Below are 21,929 nucleotides of genomic sequence, written 5' to 3'. Positions count from 1 at the left end.
AGTCCGCTGCTGTTCGCATAGAGCCAGAGCCAGCGGACTAACAGTCCGCTCTACCCAGTCGGCTCTACCCCGTCGGCTCTACCGCGTCGGCTCTGCCGTGTGCGTCATCAATATACGTCGCGGCGGTAGCGGCCTGCCACGATCAACGCCTCTTTGCCGTCGCGGCCCAAGGCGTGTTCGATCACGGCATCCACCGCCGGGGCCATGCCCTGCAGGCTGCCGCAGACCAGGATCGTGGCGCCGTCGGCCACCCACTGGCGCAGCGTGTCGATGTGCGCGGTGAGCCGGTCCTGGACGTAGCGGTGCTCGCCGCCATCACGACTGAACACCGTATCCAGCCGCTCGATCATGCCCGCCTGCTGCCAGCGCTGCAGGTCGTCGCCGAAGTACAGATCATGCGCGGCGGTGCGCTCACCGAACAGCAGCCAGTTGCGCGTTGCGCCCGCATCGACGCGTGCACGCAGGTGCGCGCGCAGGCCGGCAATGCCGGTGCCGTTGCCGATCAGGATCAACGGCGCGTCCTGCGCGGGCGCATGGAAATTCGGATTGCTGCGGAAGCGCAGGTCGATGCGGCCGCCCAGTTCGGCGTGGTCGCACAACCAGCCGCTGCCCAGCCCCGGCGTGCCATCCGGACGCAGCAGGCGGCGCAGCAACAGCAGTACCTCGCCTTCGACCGGCATGCTGGCGATGGAGTATTCGCGGTGCGGCAGCGGCTTGAGTGCGGCCACCAGCGCCGCGTCATCGGCCGGCACCGAGTCGGGCAGCACCGGCAGGTGCGCGCGCGCCAGATGGGCGCGCAGCGGTTGCCCGTCGATGATCGTCGCCCCATCGCGTGCATGCGTAGCCAGCCATGCATCGACGTCGGTGGGCCCATGCTGCGGGCCGATCTCGACCACGTCACCGGCCTCCCATGCCGGCAGCACGCCGTCGGCCGGCACCAGCGCCACGCGCCAGGTGCCCGCGCCCTGGCTGCCGGGATTCTCCAACCGGCGATCGCGCAGTTGCCAGTGCAGGTACTGCGCCGGGGTCCAGTCGGGCAGGTCGGTGGCGTTGCCGCCAAGCTGGCCCAGCAGCTGCTGCCAATGGCGCAGCGCGGCCGGGTCGGCGTTGTCCACTTCAATCGTGTCGAACAGCGGATGCGCGCCATGCCTGCGCAGCCACGCGTCAAGCTGGTGGCCAAACGCGCAGAAATGACCGTAGCTGCGGTCGCCGAGCGCAAGCACGCCGTACTGAAGGTGCGGCACTGCCAGTGGCTGCGCCATCACCTGGCGCAGGAAGGGCAGGGCGTGGTCGGGGGCATCGCCTTCGCCGGTCGTGCTGGCAATCAACAGCATGCGCGTGGACTGCTGCAGCAGTGCGGCATCCACCTGGTGCAGGCCACGCACGCGTACCGGCACACCGGCCGCGCGCAGGACATCTGCGCTGCGTTCGCACAGTTGCTGCGCGAAGCCGGTCTGGCTGGCCCACACCAGCAGCAGCGGTGCCTCGTCCCCCTCACGGGGGTGGTCGTCGCGACGGCGACCGCGCCACCACAGCAGCGCGCAGCACGCGGCATAGGCCGCCACGCTGCCCGCCGCCCAGCGCCAGTGCGATGCGAGCGGCGCACCCTGCCACCAGGTTTCCTCCAGGTGCAGGCGCAGCAGCAGCCAGGCCACCAGCGCCAGCAGCAGCATGACCACGAGGTTGCCGAACACGGCGCGTGAGGGGCGCAGGCTCATGCCGCCGCCTGCCGTTCAAGCAGTCGTGCGAAGCCCGGGCTCAGGTGTTCGTCGACGCCATGCGCGCCGCGGGTGATGAAGCGCGCCGCCAGGTCGTTCGCGGTGGCGAAGGCCAGGCCGGCCTCGGCACCCATCACGGTGAGCGCGGTGGCCCAGCCGTCGGCGTGCATGGCGTCGCGCGCGACCACCGTCACTGCGGCCGCGGCGCGGCTGACCGGCGCGCCCACGCGCGGGTCCAGGGTATGGCTGTAGTGCGCACCGTCGCGGGTGAACTGGTGCCAGCGGTCGCCGGACGTGGCCACGGCCAGGTCATCCAGGGCCAGCACGCGCGGCGGATGCGCAAGTGCCGCTTCCTCCTCGGGACCGGCCTCGACCAGCACGCGCCACGGTTGCCCATCGGGCTTGCGGCCGTAGCCGTGCAGTTCGCCGCCCACTTCCACCAGCGCGGCGGCAATGTCCTGGCTGCGCAGCCAGCGGCTGACCCGGTCCACGGCGAAGCCCTTGGCGATCGCCGACAGATCCAGTTCCAGCCCACCGGGCTGCAGCAGGCAACCGTGCTGCCAGTGCAGTCGCTGCCAACCGCAGCGTGCACGGGTGGCGTCCAACAGGGCGGGATCGGGCACGCGTTGGGCATGCGCGTGGGCACCGAAGCCCCACAGCGCGACCAGCGGCCCCACGGTTGGATCGAACGCGCCCTCGCTGCGTCGCGCGATGTCGAGAGCGCACGCCACGACCTCGGCGAACAGTGCGGGCAGCGGCAGCGAGGTGCCGCCGGGTGCGTTGTTGAACAGGGAGATGTCGCTCGCCGCCTCCCAGGTACTCATCTGCGCCACCACGGCGTCCACTTGCGCCTGGATGCCCGCATGCAGCGGGTGCAGGTCGCGGCCCGACGCGGCGGTGAGCTTCACCTGCCACGTGGTGCCCATGGTGTGGCCACCGAGGCTGGCGATGTCGAGGGAGGAGGTCATGGAATGCGGTGGGTGGTGCCTGGTTGCCGGGCGGGGCCCGGCATTGCGTAATGCGTCTGGTGGACAGCCCCCTTCGTGGTGAAGGGGGCTGGCACCCATGGCGCGGGCAACGATTGCCGGCGGGATTACTGCGGCAGTACTTCCAGCGTCGCCACGTAGTTCAGGCGGCGGGTCTTGGCCTGCTTCAGCGTCGCCTTCTTGTCTTCGCTGCTGGTTTCCAGCCAGTACATGCCGGCTTCCGGCCAGGTCACGCTGAACTCGCCCTTCTTGTCGCTGGTGACCTTGATCTCGTCCTGGGCATTGCGATAGCGCGTGCCGCCACGGGTGATCTCGAAGGCCAGGCCGGCGCGCGGCTTGCCATCGACCAGCACGCGGAACTTGGCTGCTTCACCGGCGGCCAGATCGTTGGGGTGGCCGACCGCGACCAGCTCGATGCCCGACTTGGTGGGCTTGAGCGCGGTGTCGTTCGGGGTCCCGTTGGTGACAAAGGTCTCGATGCGGTTGACCGACTGGCTCACCTGCAGCTTCTTGGCCTTCTTCGGCACTTCGGTGGCGAAGGCCGCCACGGTGCCGCGCCAGCGCTTGGGCTTGCCGTCTTCTTCCCAGCTGGCCGACAGACCGTTGCTGACCGAGGCCAGGCGGTAGGTGCCCTGCTGGGTCAGCTCGACATCGAACACGCTGCGGAACTTGCCGGTGGACGCGTTCTGCGGCTGCACGGTGGTGCCGTCCGGTGCGGTGATGACCAGGCTGTCCAGGCGCAGCGGCACGTGGTTGAAGTAGAACAGGTCATTCGACACGGCGGCATCGACGGTGATCCACGGGCTGTTGCCGGCGATCACGGTCTGCGAGGGCTGCAACCAGGCCTTGTGGGCCAGGGCGGAGAACGGAAGGACGGCGGCCAGGGCGGCGGCTAGGACGATCGAACGCTTCATCAACAACTCCATGTACGGGTGAGGGACGCCCTCCCAACCGGAAGGGCAGTGAAACATCAGGGCTTGGTCGACAGCGTGACCAGGCCCAGTTCGGTGCTGCCCTGCGCCTTGCCGGTCTGTGGCGCGGTGGCCGGCCAGGTGAAGGGGATCTTGAGCAGTTCGCGGCCGCCGACTTCGCGCACCGCTTCCACCACCAGAGTGTAATTGCCCGGCGCCAATGCTTTCAGGGCCGGTTGCGTGTCATTGAACGACAGCGCGTGCTTGCCGGCCGGGCGGGTCGGGCCGGTAACGCCGTCCACCGGCACGTCCAGCGCGCGGCCGCTCTTGCGCCACCACTGGCGCAGGTCGGGCAGCCACTTGGTGCCATGGCCTTCGGCGTTGCCGGTCTGCTGGTACCAGACCGACAGGTTGGCGGCGACTTTCTGGTCTGCGCCTTCCAGCCACACCGCCACATACGGACGGTGGTACTCGGCCACGGTGAGCTTGGGGACCTCGACGTTGATCTCCAGCGTGGTGGCATAGGCGGGCGACGTGGCCAGCAGGCCGCTCAGGGCGATGGTGAGGGTGACGCGCATGGTGCGGCTCCGGAAGGGAAGGATCAGTGGATCAGTATCAATGGATCAGGATCAGGGCGATCAGCAGCGGCACCATCAGCCCCAGCCCGACCAGCGGCCAGGTCATGCGGCGCTGGCGGGCATGCAGGTGCAGCAGGAACAGGCCGGTGATGCAGAACACCAGGCAGGCCACGGCGAAGATGTCGAGGAACCAGCCCCAGGCGGGGCCGGCATTGCGGCCCTTGTGCAGGTCGTTGAAGTAGGAGACCCAGCCGCGCGTGGTGGCTTCGTACTCCACCGCGCCGGTTTCGCGGTCGATGCTCAGCCAGGCGTCGCCGCCGGGGCTGGGCATGGAGAGGTAGATTTCCTCGGCCGACCACTCGGCCGGGCGGCGGCCGATCGAGATGCCCAGCGCACGGTCCAGCCAGCGGGCGGCCGGGCGCGGTACCGGGGCGTTGCCGTCGGTGCGGTCGCCGAGCTGGCCGAGCAGGTCGGCCGGCAGCTCCAGCTGGCGGTTGACCACCTGCGGCGTGGCCTCGATCTTCGCGGCGTGGTTCAGGGTGATGCCAGTGGCGGCGAACAACAGCATGCCGATCAGGCACACCGCCGAACTGATCCAGTGCCACTGGTGCAGCGTGCGCAGCCAGAAGCCGCGGCTCTGCTGTTGCTGCACGGCGGAAGGGGGAGCGCTGGTGGCCACGGTCACGACAGAAGGAGCGAGTAGCGAATTACACCATTGATGAGAATGGTTCGCAATTATTGGTATCCGGAGCCGTCACCAGGGCTATCCGGATCCCAACCGCCACGTAACGGCGACGTAGTGCCACGCCCTGCGTGGCAACCGCGTGCAGCGCGGCACCGGCATCCGAAGGCGGTGCAACGCGGCGCCGATTATCGAACCGGCGTTTATACCGAACCGAAGAGGCCGATCAGACGTTCATGACCCCGGAACGAAGTGCAGCCACGCAGGGCGTGGCTCTACAAGCCGATCCACCAAGCGGTCCGCCCGACGTTCAACCCCCACCGGGCCAAACGTCGAGCGTGCCTCCATCAGAACGTGGCGTTCAACGAAATCCAGTAGCTCCGGCGCTGGTCCTTCGTCGCGTAATCGTCCACGCAGTTGTATTCGCTGTCGCTGATCAACACGCACGACTGCGACACGAAGTCCTTGTCGAACAGGTTGTTGACCCGTGCATTGACGGTCAGCCAACGGTTGATGTCCCAGCTGCCGCCCAGGTGGAAGATCGTGTAGTCATCGTAGTAGCGCACCTGCGAATTGCTTACGCCGCCCACGTTGGTCACCAGCGTGTCGCGGTACCGGTCGTAGCGGCCTTCGCCGATCAGCGACACGCTCACCGCCTCGCTGATCTGCCAGTTCAGGCTCGCGTTGGCCATATGCTTTGCCGGCGTCGTGGTGCCGCCCACCGGCTTGCCCTTGTCCACACCACTGGTCTGCTCCGACTTCGTATACGTGTAATTGCCGCGCAGTTGCAGGCTGTCCAGCAGGTCCACATGCGCCGCCGCTTCCACGCCACGCGTCTCGGCGGTGTCGATGTTCACGCTCTGGCTGAAGGTGCTGTAGCCCAGCGCCGCCCAGCCCGGGCCCACATCCACGCAGTAGCCACTGCCGGCCGGGGCCACTTCGCAGTTCGGGAACGTGCCGCCGCTGGCGATCTTGTCGTCGAACTTGTTGAGGAAGCCGGTGAGGTTGAAGCCCCAGCGCTCGCCCTCGTAGTAGCTGGCGATTTCATAGTTGGTGCTGGTTTCCGGCTGCAGGTTGGGCGAGCCCACCAGCGGCAGCACACCCTGGCCGCCGAAGCCGGTGACACCGGGGAACAGCTGGTCCGGGCGCGGGGTCTTGTAGCCGGTGCTCACGCCGCCCTTGAAGGTCCAGGCATCGCTGGCATTCCACACCAGGTAGGCGCGCGGGCTGACGTGGCTGCCGAAGATGTTGTGGTCGTCGTAACGCACGCCCACGGTGGCGGTCAGGGTGTCGGTCAGCGACCAGTTGTCCTCGGCGAACACCGACCACATCCGGTGCTGCTGCTTCACGTTGTCGCGGTAGCCGGCGCCGTCCATGCCGAACACACCGTCGATCATGTCGGTGTCGTTGTACTGGCCGCCCACGGTGAGCTTGTGCGCGCCGAAGGTCATGTCCAGCATCGTATCCAGCACGTAGCCTTCCAGCTCCATCGTGCGCAGCGGGCGCGGCAGGAAGGCTTCCAGGCGGGCCAGCTCGGCCGGGTTCAATGCGGTCAGCGCATTGGTGCGGCCGGCGGCGCAGTTGCTGGCGGCGCCGGTGCGACGGCACACGTCATTCCAGAGCGTCTGCAGGTCGGCGCGCTCGTCCAGGGTCAACGGCAGCGAGCGGCCCAGGTTGTTGCTGGTGGTGTGGGTCAGCGTGGTCTGCCAGGTGCCGAACGCATAGCGGGCCTGGTGGGTCAGCGCCAGCTGGTCGCGCTCGTAGCGCTGGTAGGCGGTGTAGCCCACGCGCGGCTGCACCACGCGGCGGGTGACCGTGCCGGTGCCGGTCGGGTTGGGGATGGTCGCGTTGCCCACGCGCCACAGGCTGGCCAGGCTGTCCAGCGTGCCGGTCTGGCCTTCGCTGTTGTCGTACTTCTGGCGCGACGCGTCGTAGTCCAGCGACAGGTCGTGGTCGTCATTGATGGCCCAGCTCAGCCGCACGCCGGTGTTCCAGTTGGTATTGGCCACCGCCTTGCCGCCGCCACCAAAGCCGATGCTGCGCTCCCACAGCGTGCCATCCGGCAGCGGCAGGTCGTCCCATTCCGGGTTGGAGGCCTTCGCGTCGTAGTAGCTGCCGCGCATGGCCACGTCCAGGCGCTCCTTCACCAGCGGGCCGGTGAGGTACACATCGGTGGTGCGCGCATCACCAAACTGGTCGTCCTGCTGCACGGTGAAGCCCTGGGTGACCGAGCCGTGCCAGCTGTCCTGGTTGCGGCGCGTGATGATGTTGATCACCCCGCCCATCGCATCGGAGCCGTACAGCGTGGACATCGGGCCGCGCACCACTTCGATGCGCTCGATGGCATCCAGCGGCGGCAGGTAGGAGAACTGGCCGCCGCCGAAGTTGTTCGGGTACAGCTGGCCCACGTTGCTCTGGCGACGACCATCGATCAGCACCAGCGTGTACTCCGACGGCATGCCGCGCATGGAGATGGTGGCGCGGCCGTTCTTGTCGGTGGTTTCCATGCCCACGTCGATGCCTTCCACGTCGCGCAGCGCATCCACCAGACTGGTGTAGGGGCGCTTGCTCAGCTCCTCGCGGCTGACCACGCTGATGCTGGCCGGGGCGTCGGTGATCTTCTGCTCGAAGCCCGAGGCGGTGACCACCACCTGGTCCAGGGTCTTGGGATCGCCAACGGCATCACCGGCAGCAAAGGCGGGCGCGCTGAGTGCGCCCAGCAAGGCAACGCTCAGCGAACAGCGGGACAGGGACGTGCGACGACGATGGCGCTGGGCCATGGGAGCTACCTCGAAAAGGATGCGAACGCGGGAACGCCGTGGCCGACGGCCGCAGCGGAATCGGAAGATCAGCGGGAGGCCCGCAGGTGCGGGCGGGGCGGCGTGGTCAGCCGGGGCCGGGCGCGAACGCCGGCGTGGACACGACCGGGGTCAGCCCTGGGGGGGCGCCTGGCCGCGCTGGACGCGCAGCCCGGGGGCCGCCGGCAATGGCGTGGCCGGCGCCGAGTCGATGGACGGCGCTACCTGCGGCGGAAGATCCACGAGCGTGGCCATCAGCGCATCCAGCGATACCGGCAGGCGTGGCTCGGCATCGCGCGGGGCGGCCGGACGTGCACTGGCGAGGCGGCGTGGTTTGGCCGGCGATTCCTCACGCGGCGAGCCTTCCCCGGCCGGGCGTTCTTCTGCCGGTAGCTGCAGCACCAGCGCGGTGCTGCCAGGCACATGCTGCTCAAGCACGGGCAGCGTGGCGAACAGCATCGACAGCAGGCCCAGCCACGCCAACACCGTCGCCAACGCAGGACGCTGCCCGCGCATGGCGGGGGCAAAGCTGCGGTGGCGGTGGGGGTGGCGCAAGACGGAATCCCTGTCGAAGGCACCAGCGTTCCGGCGCGGCGTGAATTGTAGGGAGCGCCTGCCACGAATGCAAATAGGAATGATTTACAGATTGGTTTGGTTTGATCCACGCCGCCCGCGATCAGCCACGCATGGCGTGGCTCTACTTGAATGTACGGGCATGGGGCGCACGCCATGCGTGGTTGGCGCGGTGTATCAGGTCTCGCTGAAACGCCGCAGCAGGTTGTGGTACACCCCGGTGAGCTGCAGCACCGCGCCGGGATCACCCCCGGTCCCACGGAGCTTTTCAATCGCCCCGTCCATCTCCAGCAGCATCCTGCGGGTGCCGTCGTCACGCACCATGCTCTGCACCCAGAAGAACGAGGCCAGCCGCGCGCCGCGGGTGACCGGATTGACCTTGTGCAGGCTGCTGGAGGGATACAGCACCAGGTCGCCCGCCGGCAGTTTTACTTCATGCTCGCCGTAGGTATCGCTGATCACCAGCTCGCCGCCGTCATAGTCCTCGGGGTCATTGAGGAACAGGGTGCATGACACGTCCGAACGCAGATGGCTGCGGTGGCCATCCTGGGCGGTGATCATCACTGCGCCATCGACGTGGAAGCCGTACTCCCCGCCGCCCTGGTAACGGTTGAAGCGGGGCGGCAGGATCCGCAGCGGCAGGGCCGCGGCAAAGAACAACGGATGCCGCTCCAGCGCGGCCAGCACTATCCGCCCCAGTTCGGCCTTCAGCGGGGATGCGTCGGGCAGCTGCTGGTTGCGCTTGACCTGCGCGCCCTGCGCGCCCACGGTCTCGCGGCCATCGGCCCACTCGGCGCCGGCCAACGCGCGCTGCAGGTGGGCCAGTTCGTCGGCAGTGAGCACATCGGGTACGTGCAGCAGCATGGCAGTGTCCTTGGAAGACCGGCGGCGGGGCAGTACCCCGCCGCCGCTGCATCAGAAGCGGAAGTCCGCGCTGAACAGCACGCTGCGCGGTGCGCCGGGCGTGTAACGGTAACCGCTCTTGTTGATCGCGGCCACGTACTGCTTGTCGAACAGGTTGTAGGCATTCAAGCGCAGTACCAGGTGCTCGTTGATCGCGTACGAGGCCACGGCATCGTAGACCGTGTAGGACTTGGTGAACGCCGGAGTGCCCACCGCGCCGTCCGTGCCACGGTGCATCTGGCCGGCGTAGCGCACACCGCCGCCCACGGTCAGGCCGAACGGGAAGGTGTAGCTGGTCCAGCTGGTGAACGTCGCGCCCGGCGTGTAGGTCAGGTTGCGGGTGCCGTCGGCGGCCACGTTGGCGCCTTCCTCCACTTCGGTATCCAGGTGACTGTAGCCGGCCGACACCGACCAGTTGTCGGTGATGCGGCCCACGGTGGAAACTTCGATGCCCTGCACCGTCTTCTTGCCGGTCTGGGTGGGATTGCCGGCGTCGTCCAGCACCTGGGTGTTGATCTCGTTGCTGACCTCGGTCTTGAACAGCGCCACGTTGAACGCCAGCGTGTCGTCCAGGAACGCCCACTTGGTGCCCACTTCAAGCGTCTTGGCTTTCTGAGGATCCAGGCTGGGGTTGTCGGCGCTGCTGGCCGAGCTGCTCAGCTGGAAGTTGCTGCCACCCGGGGGCTGCTGGGACAGTGCGTAATTGCCGTACAGGCTGACGATGTCACCCACCTTGTACACGGCGCCCAGCTTCCAGTTGAGCAGGGTGTCGGCGTGTTCCAACGACGGGTTGGTGATCACCGTGCCCACCGGATTGCTGCCACACGCCGGGCCGCGCCCGCCGCACACCGTGGCGCTCTGGTACTCGGTCTTGTAGTGGTCCGCGCGCAGGCCGGCGGTGACCAGGAAGCTGTCGGTGAAGTGCAGCGTATCGAACAGGTAGACCGAGGAAGTGGTGGTCTTGCCGCGGCTGTCGGCGCCGTTGTGCGCCCACGTCAGGCCAGTGGCGTTCCAGTCCGGGTTGTACAGATTGGCCGGCGACCAGGTGGTGCCGTTGGTGGCGGCCTGGCCAAAGCTCTTCAACTCTTCGCGGGTGAACTCCAGGCCGGTGGTCAGGTTGTGCACGATGGCCCCGGTGGTGAAGTCCGCGCGCAGGTTCAGCTGGTCGGTCAGGATGGTGTTCTGCTGGTCCTTGAACGTCGGCAGGCTGCGCGCGATGGTGTAGGTGTCCAGGTTGTTGCGGTCGGTATAGCGGATGTTGCCGGTCGGTGCGCCGTTGGCACCGCGCGTGCCGGTGCCCATGAAGGCGGTGAGCATGTAGTCCTGGTCGGTGCGGCCCCAGCGTGCGGTGTTGGTCAGGCGCACGGCGTCGTTGAAATCGTGCTCGATGCGGAAGGTGGCCATCTTCGCGGTGACATCGTCATGGTCGGCACGCGTGCCGTAGAAGTTCTCGCTGTCCACCGGGTGGCCGGCCAGCTGTTCCAGCGTGGGCTGCGGCGTCCAGCCGGGCAGGCCAAGGGTGGGCACGCCGCCGTCCGGCACGTTCTGCTGGTCCACGTACAGCAGGTTGAGGATGTAGCGGGTGGATGTGCCCAGCCCGAACGCCAGCGACGGGGCGATGCCCCAGCGCTTGTTGTTGACATGGTCGCGGCCGGGCTGGTCGCTGTCCTGCCACATCGCGTTCAGACGCACCGCGCCGGTGGCGCCGAGCGTCTGGTTCCAGTCGGCCGTGCCGCGCTGCTGGCTGTCACTGCCGGCCGACAGCGTGCCGCTGACGGCGTCGTGCAGGTTGGCCTGCTTGCTCACCATGTTGATCGAACCGGTGGGCGCCGAACGACCGTTGTCGGTGCCGGCCGGCCCCTTGGAGACCTCCACCTGTTCGGTGTTGAACACATCGCGCGAGATCGATCCCAGGTCGCGCACGCCATCGACGAAGATGCTGCTGGAGGTGTCGAAGCCGCGCATGAAGATGCTGTCGCCGGTGTTGGTGTTGCCGTTCTCACCCACGTAGAAGGTGCCCACGCCGGGGCTGTTGCGCAGCGCCTCGGTCAGGGTGGTCGCGCCCTGCTGGTTGAACAGGTCGCTGGTGATCACCTGGATGGTCTGCGGGGTGTCCTGCAGCGACTGGGTGAACTTCGGCGAGGCAACCTTGTCGGCCTTGAAGCCGCGCACGCCCAGTACATGGACCTGGTCCAGCGTCTGCGGGGCATTGCCGCTGGCCTGTGCGTGGGACGCGAGGGGCAGCGCGGCCAGGCTCAGGCCGGTAACGAGGCTGGCAGTAGCCAGGCTGGCGGCGCTGCGGGAAGGGGTGGAGTGCTTGCGGCTCTTGATCATGGGAATGACGGACCTGAAACGGAACGTTGGATACGGGACTGACGCGCACGGGCGGGGCCGGGCGCGCAGGGCGTGGACGAGCGACGTAAGGCGGTGGTGCGGCAGGCGCACGGCGTGGAACCGATCGCGGCGTCAGAGGGACGCCGGCACAGCGACGGTCAGGCGCGCGCCGGCGGCGCCTGGGAAAGATGGGAGCGGGCCGCGCGCGCTGGAAGGGGCGGCAGGACGCGCGCCAAACGCGGTGCTGTGGCCGGAGGACCGCCTTGAATGCGGGCGGTGGCGGACAGGGGCGCGGGCTTGGTGGCGCGGCCGGATTCGGGGTCGAGTTCGGCCCGTGCGCTGCCATGCATGCCAGCGGCGGGACCCTGTGGTGCAGGGGTTCCAGCCTGATGTTCGGCCGCAGCCGGCGTGCTCGCCGGTGCGAGCAGCGCAGCGACGGGGACACCAGCGGCGTTCATCCCCTGAAGGCCGCCGGCTTGCGGCGCAGTACGCCAGCCCAGCACTGCCGCCAGCAGGCACGCCGTTGCTACCGCACCCAGCAACAGGGCGGTCAGTCGGGCGGCGGCAGGGGCGTCACGGGCGGGAGCCATGTGGCGGCAGTTCGGTCAGGCCGGAAGGGCAATGACGATAAATTAACAGAAATAGTAATGATTCGCATCTGCAGATGTGGCCTAGGGCACGGATTGGTCATCTGCGTTCCCTATGGCCAACGCGCGTCACTCGCGGTCGTCGCGGGTCTAGACCCCGCCGTGCTCGCGCTTCACCGGGAATCTGGGCACGGCCGTAGGCCGGCGCGCAAAGGGCGCGGTACTGACACCGTCATCAATCCACAGCCAGCAGTCGAAGAAGGTCGCGGCCGTTGTAGGCTGTTCCCGATAGCGCCACGAGTAGCAAGGCTGCTCCCGCGCACCTGGAAATCAGGCGCTCGCTGATATGGCTGACCAACTTTCTGGTAATCAGGATGTAGGCGCCCAGGACGGACAGATCGATCACGACCCACAGCACCGACAATAGAAGCAGGCTGTGCTTCGGCGAGGGCGTGATCTGTATGAATTGCGGAAAGAAGGCGACGAAGAAAATGATGTCCTTCGGGTTGGAGATTCCCAGGAGCAACCCTCGCCATAGGCCACCATGAACGGTGCTCCCAGTGTCGCTGTCGACTGTGCTTGCTTGATCGGGCCTGCGGCTCAGGGCATCGAGTGCCAGATAGCCTATGAACACGCAGCCGAACAAGCCAAAAATACTCATGAACACCGGGCTGACGGCTACGCTTGCGATGACGGTGTAAGCGGCCAGGGAGATTAAAGCCAACGAAGCCAGGTTGGTCCCTATCGCGGTCAAAAACGCCTGTCGTGCCCCTGCAGTGCTTGCCGTATTTACTATCAGCGCGACAACAGGACCTGGTGTTGCTACTAGAAGGGTGACCGTAAAAACATACGTGGCGGCTATGACGGTGTTCAATGGCGTTCGATATGTACACGAGCGGCAATTGTCTTCGATGGCCCCGACGCGCGGCCTGCACTGCCGCACAGTTTCCGTGGCGTTCGCAGAGCTTTTATTGATCGCGAACAGCCAGAACCGGCGGCAATCGCTTGCGTCCGCGCATGCCGACTCCAGTCACCCTCAGTCGCGGTCGTCGCGGGTCCAGACCCCGTCGTGCTCGCGCTTCACCGGGAACTTCGCCACCGGTGAATAGGCCGGGGCGCACAGGGCGCGGCCGTCGCGGATATCGAAGCGCGCCCCGTGCAGCACGCATTCGATGCTGCCCTCGGCGGTGTCGAAGGTACCAGAGGACAGGTCGAACTCGTCATGGGTGCACTGGTCTTCCAGTGCGTACAGCTCGCCATCCAGATTGAACACCACGATCGGGGTGCCGGTGACCTCGTCGAAGGTGCTCTTCAGCTCGCCCGGCAGCAGCTCGGTGCTGGCGCAGACGAAGGTCCAGGTCTCGCTCATGCCGCGGCAACCAGCGGCTTTTCCAGAATCTCGAAGCGCAGGTCATCGCGCTTGGGTATGCCGAAGCGCTCGTCCCCATAGGGGAACGGCTTCTTGATGCCGGTACGCTGGTAGCCGCGGCGCTCATAGAAGGCGATCAGCTCGTCGCGGATGTCGATGACCGTCATCTGCATCACCGGAACGCCCCATTCGCGCGCGGCGTGGGCCTCGGCGGCGTCCATCAGCTGCTTGCCGATGCCGCCGCCCTGCTGGGCCGGGTCCACCGAGAACATGCCGAAGTAGCCCTTTCCCTGGTCATCGGCGACGTGCGCGCAGGCCAGCAGCTGCCCGTCGCGCTCGGCCAGCAGGATGGTGCTGCGCGGCCGGGCGAGGTCGGCCTGCAGGCCCTGCGCGTCGATGCGGGCGCCGTCCAGCATGTCGGCTTCGGTGGTCCAGCCGGCGCGGCTGGCGTCGCCACGGTAGGCCGAGGTGACCAGCGTGATCAGGGCGGGGATGTCGGCGGCGGTCGCGGCGCGGAAGGTCAGGGTGCTCATGGCGACATTCTAAGGCGGGCCGAGGCGGGAGTGGAGGAGATTCGGCACGGCATATGGCGGTGTCGGGGCGGCCGTTGGTGTCGCAATTGACCCACTGTGTCGCGCATCATTTCCGGTGATGTACGGAATTTGATGAATCCACTCGCTCTGTGAATCACGCCACTGAAAACGATTGAAACACTGCGTTAGCCGCCCCGGGTGTACGCCCCTAGGATGAGCCCGCTGCTCGTCCGCTGCGACATGGCGCGCCGTGCCTCGCGGGTGGTGGGGCACTGCGCGCAAAGGCCGAATCTGCCGCGCGGCGGGCAGCACCCTTTCACTTCCGGCGGTAGGTCATGAAGAAGGTGTCGATCCTGGTAGTGGCAGCGGCACTGGTGGCGTGCACTGCCGGCGATGAAGGCGACCATATTTCGGGGCGGGAGAAGGTCGCCGTCATGGCGGCCGCCGATGCCGGCGACCTGGCTGCGATCAAGCGGCTCATCGCGCACTACGAGGCGACTCTCGGCAACGACGTGCTGGCCGAGCGATGGCGCGAACGGGCGTGCGATCTTGGTGACGCGCAGGAGCTGTACTACCTCGCGGCCCGGCGCTTTGCCGCTGCCGAGGTCGAGGACGACGCGGAGATCCGCCACACGCTGCTGGTGGACGCGCATGACGCGGCCAAGCGCTCGCATTCCAGCCAGCCCGATCATTCCACGCAGTTGCTGGTCGAACAGATCGCCAGGGCAGTGAAGGCGCTGGAGAAGTAAGCGTGCGCCGGTCAGCGCATGAAGAATTCGACCGGGAACGAGAGTTCCACCGGCGCGGGACGCTCATCGGGCACCGGCGGCAAGGGCTCGGCACGGCGGAACGTATCCAGTGCGGCCTGGTCCAGCGACGGCTGGCCGGAACTCTGCTCCACCGAGAGTGACAACAGGCGGCCATCGCGCGCCACGCTCACCCGCACCTGCACGATGCCTTCAATGCGGCGTGCCCGTGCGGCGTGCGGGTAGCGGCGGAAGCGCTCGAGCCGGGCCATTACGCGGCCCTCCCAGCTATCGCGGCCCGGTGAGGTCTCGCTCGGTCCCGGCGGCAGCGGTGGGCTGGGCGGTGCGGCGGCAATCGAGACCTGTTGCTGAAGGGGAGCGGGCACATCGGTGAGCGGTCGCGGCGGCGTGGGCGGCGGGACGACCCACTTGGCTGTTTCGCGCGGTGGCGTTTTTGGCAGGTCGCGTGGGGGTTCCGGCTTCTGCTGCTGGCGCGCGGCCGCCGTGCTTGGCGTAGGGGCGACGATGTCCTGCAACGGCACTTCCGGCGCGCGCGGCGGCAGCAGGACCAGCTGGGTGCGCTCGGTCGGCGGGGGAGGCTGTACCAGGGTGGTGCCGTAGTGGGTCCAGAACAGCAGCGCGATGGCCGCGGCGTGGGCCAGGACGGTCAAGCTGCCAGCGAGTTTGCGGGTGTGGCGTTCGGTAAACGACGCGCGTGCCCGTGCACGAACCGGGACACCCAGGTGCAGGCCCGGCAGGCAAGCGTGTTGCAATGGGGTGCCCGCGGCACTGGGAGCGACCGGCAACATCCAGCAGTATTGATGAGAAGGGTTCTCATTATTGCACGGCTACTTCGTCGTACGCTCTGCCCGGATGACCCTTCGCTTGGTTCTGGAGCACCAGCAATGCGTCGACGTATTTTTCAAGGGCGATGGCACCACGGATGATGGTGGTGCCATCGCTGTCGCCATGCTTAGAGGCAGACGGCATTCTTACAGTAGCCAGGTTGATCAAGGGGGCATGTTTGGTATCAGCCCCAACCTTCATGCGGAATCTACTTGAAGAGCGCTTTGCTCAGTTGGTGGTCTACCTCTTGAAGATAGTCAGACAACTCTTCCTGGCACGTTTCGCTTGTCGTGGGTTCTCGATTGACCCTGGCTTCGCATTCGTGAAATTTCTTTTCCAGCTCCAGCGCTCTTGGTGAGTTCCTGGCCTTCTCCCGCAACGCCTCGTTAGCCTCGGGCTCGTCGTCAGTGCCGCTGGCGAGAGATGTTGAAGGTGGTGTGATTGCAATCATCGATAAAGCGAGAAGGAGTGACGGGCATATGCTTTTCATGTTCGCTACGTCTCCACGTTGGATGTCATGTCCACTGGCAGCTTCGTATGAAACAAGTGCGCTTCGTCATCACTACGATCACGCCATAAAGGCAGATAAGGCGAGCGTAGCTGTCTCCCTTGGGCCGCAGCCTGCACCTGTGGCCGACCGAAGTCAAACAGTCCCGGGCTGTTAATGGCGAGGTTGGAAGATGGTGCCGTGAAGAATGTATCGGGTATCTTGATCGTTCTATCCAAGGTCGCCATTGGCATCTGGATGTTCTGTCTCCTGCCTGGATGGGGTGGCAAGGACAGGCGCGGCTCAGCCTCGGGCATCCCGGGAAGGTCGCGAAACACGAATGGCGAGCCGCACGACCAACGGTCGCGCGCTACCAGGTCAGGGCCTGGTGTGACGGATGAGGCGGTGGGATGCGCCATGCAAAAACGCCGCGGTTTTCCGCGGCGTCTTTCATTTCGGCAACGCTCACAAGCGTCAGCCGAGCAATTTGCGGACTTTGCTCAACGCCGCAATGAACCGCTCGATCTCCGCATGCGTGTTGTAGAACGCCAGCGATGCCCTGCACGTAGCCGCAACGCCGTAATACTGCAGCAACGGGTGCGCACAATGCTGCCCCGAACGAATCGCCATGCCTTCCAGGTCCAGCAGGGTGGCCAGGTCGTGCGCGTGTGCGCCTTCGATCAGGAACGAGACAACGGCGGCCTTGTCCGGCGTGGTGCCGAAGATGCGCAGGCCGTCGATCTTGTTGAGCTCTTCGGTGAAGTGCGCCAGCAATTCGCCTTCGCGTGCTTCCACGTGGTCCAGGCCCAGTGATTCGAGGTAGTCCACCGCCACGCCCAGGCCGATGAAGCCGGCGATGTTGGGGGTGCCGGCTTCGAACTTGTGCGGGGCGTCGTTGAACACGGTGCCCTCGAAGCTCACTTCCTTGATCATCTCGCCGCCGCCGAGGAACGGCGGCATGGCATCCAGATGCTCGCGCTTCGCCCACAGTGCGCCGGTGCCGGTGGGGCCACACATCTTGTGGCCAGTGATGGCGTAGAAATCGCAGCCGATGGCGGCGATGTCGACCTTGCGGTGCGGCACGGCCTGCGAGCCGTCCACCACGGTGATGATGCCGCGCTTGCGCGCTTCACGGCAGATCTCGCGCACCGGGTTCACCGTGCCCAGCACGTTGGAGACGTGGGCCACGGCGAGCAGCTTGACCTCGGGGGTCATGGCCTTGCGCAGGGCTTCCAGGTCGAGCGCACCCTCCGGGGTGATCTCGGCCACGCGGATCGTCGCGCCGGTACGCTGGGCGACCAGCTGCCACGGCACGATGTTGGCGTGGTGCTCCATGCGCGAGACCAGGATGACATCGCCCGCCTTCAGACGCGGCAGCGCCCACGAGTACGCCACCAGGTTGATGGCGAAGGTGGTGCCGCTGCACAGGATCAGTTCGCTGGCACGCACGTTGAGGAAACGCGCCAGCTTGTTGCGCGCGCCTTCGTAGGCGTCGGTGGCTTCGGTGCCGAGTGCGTGCACGGCGCGGCTGACGTTGGCGTTGTAGCGGCGGTAGAACTCGTCCACCGCGCCGATCACCTGCACCGGCTTCTGGCCGGTGTTGGCATTGTCGAAGTACACCAGCGGCTTGCCGTGTACTTCGCGCATCAACAGCGGGAAGTCCAGGCGGACACGGTCCCAGTCGGGCGCGTCGACGGTGTCGGCGAGCGGGCGCGGGGTGGACAGGTTCATGCGACGCCTGCGCGGGCCAGGGCGAGATCCAGCTGCTGGCGCAGCTGCGCGGTGAGGCGTGCATCGAGCGCGTTGAGCGGCTCGTGGCAGAACGCGGCGCTGAGCAGCTGCTGCGCCTGGTCGGCGGGCAGGCCGCGCGAACGCAGGTAGAACAGCGCGTTGGCGTCGAGCTGGCCGACGGTCGCGCCGTGCGCGGCCTTCACTTCATCGGCGTCGATCACCAGCGTGGGCTGGGTATCGATCTCGGCGTCGGCCGAGAGCAGCAGGTTCTTGTTGGAGAGGTTGGCATCGGTGCCATCGGCGCCGGCGCGGATGTGGATGCCGCCGTGGAAGACCACGCGGCTGCGGTTGGCGGCCACGCCGCGCCACACCATCTCCGACGCGGTGTCGCGCGCGATGTGCTCGATGCCCAGGCGGGTGTCGATGTGGCGGCGGCCGTTGCCGAGCAGCACGCCGTTGGCGGTGAGCTGGGCGTTGTCGCCTTCCAGGCGCACGTTGAGCTCATGGCGGCTCAGGGCGGCACCCAGTTCCAGGTCGATGCGGCGGTACCGCGCATTGCGGGCCAGCACGGCGTCGGTGCGCAGGAACGCGGTGGCGCGGGCGCTGTCGGCCTGCACGCGGGCATGCGAGAGCACCGCATCCTGCGCCAGGTGGACGTGCACCAGGGTGTTGTCCAGGTGCGCGGCATCGCCGGCGTGCAGGTGGTGCTCGACCACGCCCAGCGAGGCGCCGGCGCGCAGTTCGATCAGGTGGCGGTGGTGCCAGGCCAGGTCGGTATCGCCGGCAACGCTGATGAAAACCAGTTGCAGTGGGATATCGACCTGGACGCCGTCGTCCACGCGCACCAGCACGCCTTCGTCGGCGAGGGCGGCGTTGAGGCGGGCGAACACTTCTTCGCTGCGTTCGAAGCGGCGGCCGAGGAAGCGCAGGGCCTCGTCACCGGCGCCCAGCGCCGAGGACAGGGTCTGCACCTGCACGCCTGCCGGCAGCGCCGACAGGTCGCTCAGTGCATCGGACGGGCGGCCGTTGACGAACACCAGTCGCGGGGCGGCGATGTCGGCCAGCAGGGCGGTGTCCACCGGCGCTGCCGACAGCGGTGCGGGGCTGAAGCTGCGGCGCTCCAGCTGGCGCAGCGAGGTGTACTTCCAGGCTTCGGAGCGCGGGCCGGGCAGGCCGGCCTGCAGGGCGGCATCCAGTTCGGCGCGACGGGCGTCGCTGCCGCAGAAGCCGCTGGCGAGGGAATCCAGCAGGACGCTCATCAGACCGCTGCCTCCGGCACCACACGGTCCTTCAGGAAGTGGTAGCCGTGGGCTTCCAGTTCCAGGGCCAGTTCAGGGCCGCCGCTCTGCACGATCTTGCCGTCGGCCAGCACGTGCACCACGTCCGGCTTGATGTAGTCGAGCAGGCGCTGGTAATGGGTGATGACCAGGAACGAACGGTCCGGCGAGCGCAGCGCGTTGACGCCGTCGGCCACGCTCTTCAGTGCGTCGATGTCCAGGCCCGAATCGGTTTCGTCCAGGATGGCGAGCTTCGGCTCGAGCACGGCCAGCTGGAAGATCTCGTTGCGCTTCTTCTCGCCACCGGAGAAGCCTTCGTTGACGCCACGGTGCAGCAGTTCGTCCTTCAGGTGCAGCACGGCCAGCTTCTGGCGCACCAGCTTTAGGAACTGCATGGAGTCCAGTTCTTCCTCGCCGCGCGCCTTGCGCTGGGCGTTGAGCGCGGCGCGCAGGAAGTAGGTGTTGTTCACGCCGGGGATTTCCACCGGGTACTGGAAGGCCAGGAACAGCCCGGCGGCGGCGCGTTCTTCCGGCGCCAGCTCAAGCAGGTTGTTGCCTTCGAACAGCACGCTGCCTTCGCTGACGTCATAGCCGTCGCGGCCGGCCAGCACGTTGCCCAGCGTGGACTTGCCCGCGCCGTTGGGGCCCATGATGGCGTGCACCTGGCCGGGCTTCACGTCCAGCGACAGGCCCTTGAGGATTTCTTTGTCGCCGATGCGGGCGTGGAGGTTATCAATCTTCAGCATGATGATCTTTCCAAATTGCGAACCCAAGGCCCGCGTAGTGCCACGCCCTGCGTGGCAAAAATACAAAACGAAGCCGCGGCCTATCAGCCCACGGAACCCTCAAGAGAAACTTCCAGCAGCTTCTTGGCCTCGACGGCAAACTCCATCGGCAGCTCGCGGAACACCTGCTTGCAGAACCCATCGACGATCATCGACACCGCGTTTTCCTGGTCGATGCCACGCGCGCGGCAATAGAACAGCTGGTCGTCGGAAATCTTCGACGTAGTGGCCTCGTGCTCCACCGTAGCGCTCGGGTTCTTCACCTCGATATACGGGAAGGTATGCGCGCCGGAGGTCTTGCCGATCAGCAGCGAGTCGCACTGGGTGTAGTTGCGCGCGCCGTCGGCGTTGCGGTCCACCTTGACCAGGCCGCGATAGGTGTTCTGGCCACGGCCGGCGCTGATGCCCTTGCTGACGATCTTGCTCTTGGTGCGCTTGCCGATGTGGATCATCTTGGTGCCGGTGTCGGCTTGCTGACGATGATGGGTCAGCGCGACCGAATGGAACTCGCCCACCGAGTCGTCGCCCAGCAGCACGCACGACGGGTACTTCCAGGTGATCGCCGAGCCGGTCTCGACCTGGGTCCAGGTGACCTTGCTGCGCGCGCCACGGCATTCGGCACGCTTGGTGACGAAGTTGTAGATGCCACCCACGCCGTTCTCGTCGCCGGGGTACCAGTTCTGCACGGTGGAGTACTTGATCTCGGCATCGTCCAGCGTCACCAGCTCGACCACGGCGGCGTGCAGCTGGTTCTCATCGCGCATCGGCGCGGTGCAGCCTTCCAGGTAGGAAACGTACGCCTTCTCCTCGCAGATGATCAGCGTTCGCTCGAATTGGCCGGTGTGGCCGGCGTTGATGCGGAAGTAGGTGCTCAGCTCCATCGGGCAACGCACGCCCTTGGGAATGAACACGAAGCTGCCGTCGGAGAACACGGCCGAGTTCAGCGCGGCGAAGTAGTTGTCGCCCACCGGCACCACGCTGCCCAGGTACTGCTTGACCAGCTCCGGGTGTTCCTTGATGGCCTCGGACATGGAGCAGAAGATCACGCCCTTCTCGGCCAGTTCCTTGCGGAAGGTGGTGCCGACCGAGACCGAGTCGAACACGGCATCCACGGCCACGCCGGCCAGCCTGGCGCGCTCGTGCAGCGGCACGCCCAGCTTGTCGTAGGTGTCCAGCAGTTCCTTGGGCACGTCATCCAGCGAGGCGTACTTCGGGCCCTTGGGCGCGGAGTAGTAGCTGAGTGCCTGCAGGTCGATGGCGGCGATCTGCAGCTTGGCCCAGTTCGGCATCGGCATGGTGAGGAAGTGGCGGTAGGCGTCCAGGCGCCACTGCGTCATCCACTCCGGCTCTTCCTTCTTGGCGGAGAGGGCACGGATGGTGTCCTCGTCCAGGCCAGGCGGCAGCGAGTCCGATTCGATGTCCGTGATGAAGCCGGCGGCGTACTTGCGCCCGAGCTGCTCATGGATCTCGCGGTTGGGGGTGTCGCCAGTGGCGACGGTGTCGAGGGTATCGGTGGCCATGGGGGCTGCCTGTGTATCAGGAGACGACATCTGCCGCGATCACGCGGCGGGGGGCGTCAACAAGGGGAAGAGGGGGCAGGATCTGCGCCAGGCTGACCTTGCGCAGTGCTTCTGACACCACGTCGTTGATCAGCCGCCAGCTGCTGCGCGCGCCGCATTGCAGCTCGCGCCCGCACTGGCTGTGGTCGTGCGCGCACTCGGTCAGGCCCAGCGGGCCCTCCATGGCTTCGACGATCTCGAACAGGCTGATCTGGTCGGCCGCGCGGGTCAGCCGGTAGCCGCCGCGCACGCCGCGCAGGCCTTCCACCAGCCCGGCCTGTGCCAGGGGCTTGAGCAGCTTGCTGACGGTGGGCGGCTCAAGGCTGGCGAATTCGGCCAGCTCGGTCGCACTGAGCACCTCGCCCGGGCGCGCGGCGAGCACGGTCAGGACGACGGTGGCGTAATCGGTGAGCTTGGTAACGCGGAGCATGGGGAGGGCAGAGCCATAAAGCGGACTGAAATTGTACGCTTTTATGTCCGGGCATCCAACCCGTCCTGTTCAGCTGCTCCGGAGCGGGGTCCCGCA

At 66.8% G+C, this 21,929-nt stretch carries 20 protein-coding genes; 1 reads left to right on the top strand and 19 read right to left on the bottom strand.

Going from position 1 to position 21,929, the window contains the following annotated elements; all coding sequences use genetic code 11:
* Positions 1-107: 107 nt before the first annotated feature.
* The 12 genes from RT456_RS10940 to RT456_RS10885 all read right to left on the bottom strand — a co-directional run bounded on the left by RT456_RS10940 (position 108) and on the right by RT456_RS10885 (position 13,972).
* Positions 108-1,718 carry a sulfite reductase subunit alpha gene (locus tag RT456_RS10940; protein WP_313346344.1) on the bottom strand — a complete coding sequence of 537 codons (1,611 nt, stop codon included), beginning with the start codon at positions 1,716-1,718 and terminating at the stop codon, positions 108-110.
* Complete coding sequence (locus RT456_RS10935) at positions 1,715-2,686, bottom strand: FAD:protein FMN transferase (protein ID WP_313346342.1); 972 nt, start codon at positions 2,684-2,686, stop codon at positions 1,715-1,717. The genes RT456_RS10940 and RT456_RS10935 overlap by 4 nt, the downstream gene beginning before the upstream one ends.
* A gap of 125 nt (positions 2,687-2,811) precedes the next feature.
* A complete protein-coding gene (locus tag RT456_RS10930) occupies positions 2,812-3,618 on the bottom strand; it encodes a DUF4198 domain-containing protein (RefSeq protein WP_313346340.1) in 807 nt (268 codons plus the stop codon).
* A 56-nt stretch (positions 3,619-3,674) separates the two neighbouring features.
* The gene (locus tag RT456_RS10925; RefSeq protein WP_313346338.1) at positions 3,675-4,193 is read right to left on the bottom strand and encodes a DUF2271 domain-containing protein; all 519 of its coding nucleotides are present in this window, start codon (positions 4,191-4,193) and stop codon (positions 3,675-3,677) included.
* Between the two features lie 37 nt (positions 4,194-4,230).
* Positions 4,231-4,872, bottom strand: a complete 642-nt coding sequence (locus RT456_RS10920) for a PepSY-associated TM helix domain-containing protein (protein ID WP_313346555.1) — start codon at positions 4,870-4,872, stop codon at positions 4,231-4,233.
* Between the two features lie 350 nt (positions 4,873-5,222).
* On the bottom strand, positions 5,223-7,655 hold the full coding sequence (locus tag RT456_RS10915; RefSeq protein WP_313346336.1) for a TonB-dependent receptor: 2,433 nt from the start codon (positions 7,653-7,655) through the stop codon (positions 5,223-5,225).
* A gap of 150 nt (positions 7,656-7,805) precedes the next feature.
* Positions 7,806-8,228, bottom strand: a complete 423-nt coding sequence (locus RT456_RS10910; RefSeq protein ID WP_313346334.1) for a hypothetical protein — start codon at positions 8,226-8,228, stop codon at positions 7,806-7,808.
* A 195-nt stretch (positions 8,229-8,423) separates the two neighbouring features.
* Positions 8,424-9,110, bottom strand: a complete 687-nt coding sequence (locus tag RT456_RS10905) for a Fe2+-dependent dioxygenase (RefSeq protein WP_313346332.1) — start codon at positions 9,108-9,110, stop codon at positions 8,424-8,426.
* Between the two features lie 51 nt (positions 9,111-9,161).
* Entirely contained in the window at positions 9,162-11,483 is a 2,322-nt protein-coding gene (locus RT456_RS10900) for a catecholate siderophore receptor Fiu (RefSeq protein ID WP_313346330.1), read from the bottom strand.
* An 822-nt stretch (positions 11,484-12,305) separates the two neighbouring features.
* Complete coding sequence (locus tag RT456_RS10895; RefSeq protein WP_313346328.1) at positions 12,306-12,944, bottom strand: LysE family translocator; 639 nt, start codon at positions 12,942-12,944, stop codon at positions 12,306-12,308.
* A gap of 162 nt (positions 12,945-13,106) precedes the next feature.
* Positions 13,107-13,439, bottom strand: coding sequence for a non-heme iron oxygenase ferredoxin subunit (locus RT456_RS10890; RefSeq protein WP_313346326.1), 333 nt, complete (start codon positions 13,437-13,439; stop codon positions 13,107-13,109).
* On the bottom strand, positions 13,436-13,972 hold the full coding sequence (locus RT456_RS10885; RefSeq protein ID WP_313346324.1) for a GNAT family N-acetyltransferase: 537 nt from the start codon (positions 13,970-13,972) through the stop codon (positions 13,436-13,438). The genes RT456_RS10890 and RT456_RS10885 overlap by 4 nt, the downstream gene beginning before the upstream one ends.
* A gap of 335 nt (positions 13,973-14,307) precedes the next feature.
* Between RT456_RS10885 and RT456_RS10880 the strand changes: the two genes are divergently transcribed.
* Positions 14,308-14,721 (top strand): hypothetical protein, encoded by a 414-nt coding sequence (locus tag RT456_RS10880; RefSeq protein ID WP_313346322.1) that lies wholly within the window; start codon positions 14,308-14,310, stop codon positions 14,719-14,721.
* Between the two features lie 11 nt (positions 14,722-14,732).
* Here the strand turns inward: RT456_RS10880 and RT456_RS10875 are convergent, their stop codons facing one another.
* The 7 genes from RT456_RS10875 to RT456_RS10845 form a co-directional block, all read right to left on the bottom strand.
* Positions 14,733-15,389 carry an energy transducer TonB gene (locus tag RT456_RS10875; RefSeq protein ID WP_313346321.1) on the bottom strand — a complete coding sequence of 219 codons (657 nt, stop codon included), beginning with the start codon at positions 15,387-15,389 and terminating at the stop codon, positions 14,733-14,735.
* Positions 15,390-15,555: 166 nt separating this feature from the next.
* Positions 15,556-15,765: a hypothetical protein gene (locus tag RT456_RS10870; RefSeq protein WP_313346319.1), complete on the bottom strand. Its 210-nt coding sequence runs from the start codon at positions 15,763-15,765 to the stop codon at positions 15,556-15,558.
* Between the two features lie 760 nt (positions 15,766-16,525).
* On the bottom strand, positions 16,526-17,782 hold the full coding sequence (locus tag RT456_RS10865; RefSeq protein ID WP_313346317.1) for a cysteine desulfurase: 1,257 nt from the start codon (positions 17,780-17,782) through the stop codon (positions 16,526-16,528).
* On the bottom strand, positions 17,779-19,041 hold the full coding sequence (gene sufD / locus RT456_RS10860; RefSeq protein ID WP_313346315.1) for a Fe-S cluster assembly protein SufD: 1,263 nt from the start codon (positions 19,039-19,041) through the stop codon (positions 17,779-17,781). The genes RT456_RS10865 and sufD overlap by 4 nt, the downstream gene beginning before the upstream one ends.
* Positions 19,041-19,805, bottom strand: coding sequence for a Fe-S cluster assembly ATPase SufC (gene sufC, locus RT456_RS10855; RefSeq protein ID WP_313346313.1), 765 nt, complete (start codon positions 19,803-19,805; stop codon positions 19,041-19,043). The genes sufD and sufC overlap by 1 nt, the downstream gene beginning before the upstream one ends.
* An 83-nt stretch (positions 19,806-19,888) precedes the next feature.
* Complete coding sequence (gene sufB / locus RT456_RS10850; protein ID WP_313346311.1) at positions 19,889-21,364, bottom strand: Fe-S cluster assembly protein SufB; 1,476 nt, start codon at positions 21,362-21,364, stop codon at positions 19,889-19,891.
* Between the two features lie 16 nt (positions 21,365-21,380).
* Positions 21,381-21,833 (bottom strand): SUF system Fe-S cluster assembly regulator, encoded by a 453-nt coding sequence (locus RT456_RS10845; protein ID WP_313346309.1) that lies wholly within the window; start codon positions 21,831-21,833, stop codon positions 21,381-21,383.
* Positions 21,834-21,929: the final 96 nt, after the last annotated feature.

The organism is Stenotrophomonas sp. (genome assembly GCF_032099025.1).
Taxonomy (GTDB): domain Bacteria; phylum Pseudomonadota; class Gammaproteobacteria; order Xanthomonadales; family Xanthomonadaceae; genus Stenotrophomonas.
This window is presented reverse-complemented; position numbering and strand designations above follow the sequence as displayed.